Here is a 1,433-nt window from a genome sequence, read left to right on the forward strand (position 1 = left end):
TCGAAACTCCTTCGGGTTGTATGGTTAAGTGACTAAGCGTACACGGTGGATGCCTTGGCAGTCAGAGGCGATGAAGGACGTATTAACTTGCGATAAGCCCAGATTAGGTAGTAAAAACCACTTGAGTCTGGGATTTCCGAATGGGGAAACCCACTTACATAAGTAAGTATCGTTATGTGAATACATAGCATAACGAGGCGAACCGGGGGAACTGAAACATCTAAGTACCCCGAGGAAAAGAAATCAACCGAGATTCCGAAAGTAGCGGCGAGCGAAATTGGACTAGCCCTTAAGCTTTATAGGCGTTAGGTGAACAAGCTGGAAAGCTTGGCGATACAGGGTGATAGCCCCGTAACTGACGACGCATATTCAGTGAAATCGAGTAGGGCGGGACACGTGATATCCTGTCTGAATATGGGGGGACCATCCTCCAAGGCTAAATACTACTGACTGACCGATAGTGAACCAGTACCGTGAGGGAAAGGCGAAAAGAACCCCTGTGAGGGGAGTGAAATAGAACCTGAAACCGTGTACGTACAAGCAGTAGGAGCAGGCTTTGTCCTGTGACTGCGTACCTTTTGTATAATGGGTCAGCGACTTATATTCAGTGGCAAGGTTAACCATCTAGGGGAGCCGTAGGGAAACCGAGTCTTAACTGGGCGTTCAGTCTCTGGATATAGACCCGAAACCAGGTGATCTAGCCATGGGCAGGTTGAAGGTTGAGTAACATCAACTGGAGGACCGAACCGACTAATGTTGAAAAATTAGCGGATGACTTGTGGCTAGGGGTGAAAGGCCAATCAAACCTGGAGATAGCTGGTTCTCCCCGAAAGCTATTTAGGTAGCGCCTCGGACGAATACTACTGGGGGTAGAGCACTGTTAAGGCTAGGGGGTCATCCCGACTTACCAACCCTTTGCAAACTCCGAATACCAGTAAGTACTATCCGGGAGACACACGGCGGGTGCTAACGTCCGTCGTGGAGAGGGAAACAACCCAGACCGCCAGCTAAGGTCCCAAATTACTACTAAGTGGGAAACGATGTGGGAAGGCTCAGACAGCCAGGATGTTGGCTTAGAAGCAGCCATCATTTAAAGAAAGCGTAATAGCTCACTGGTCGAGTCGGCCTGCGCGGAAGATGTAACGGGGCTAAGTAGTAAACCGAAGCTGCGGCAATGCACTTTAGTGCATTGGGTAGGGGAGCGTTCTGTAAGCGGTTGAAGGTGTGTGGTAACGCATGCTGGACGTATCAGAAGTGCGAATGCTGACATGAGTAACGATAAAGGGGGTGAAAAACCTCCTCGCCGGAAGACCAAGGGTTCCTGTCCAACGTTAATCGGGGCAGGGTAAGTCGACCCCTAAGGCGAGGCCGAAAGGCGTAGTCGATGGGAAACGGGTTAATATTCCCGTACTTCTTACAATTGCGATGGGGGG

1 rRNA gene is annotated in these 1,433 nt (G+C 50.2%); it reads left to right on the top strand.

Going from position 1 to position 1,433, the window contains the following annotated elements:
• Nucleotides 1–22: 22 nt before the first annotated feature.
• A 23S ribosomal RNA gene (locus tag EX191_RS22735) occupies nucleotides 23–1,433 on the top strand; the annotation flags it as partial.

Origin of the sequence: Vibrio chemaguriensis (assembly GCF_012275705.1) — a bacterium.
In the GTDB taxonomy this organism is placed as follows: domain Bacteria; phylum Pseudomonadota; class Gammaproteobacteria; order Enterobacterales; family Vibrionaceae; genus Vibrio; species Vibrio diabolicus.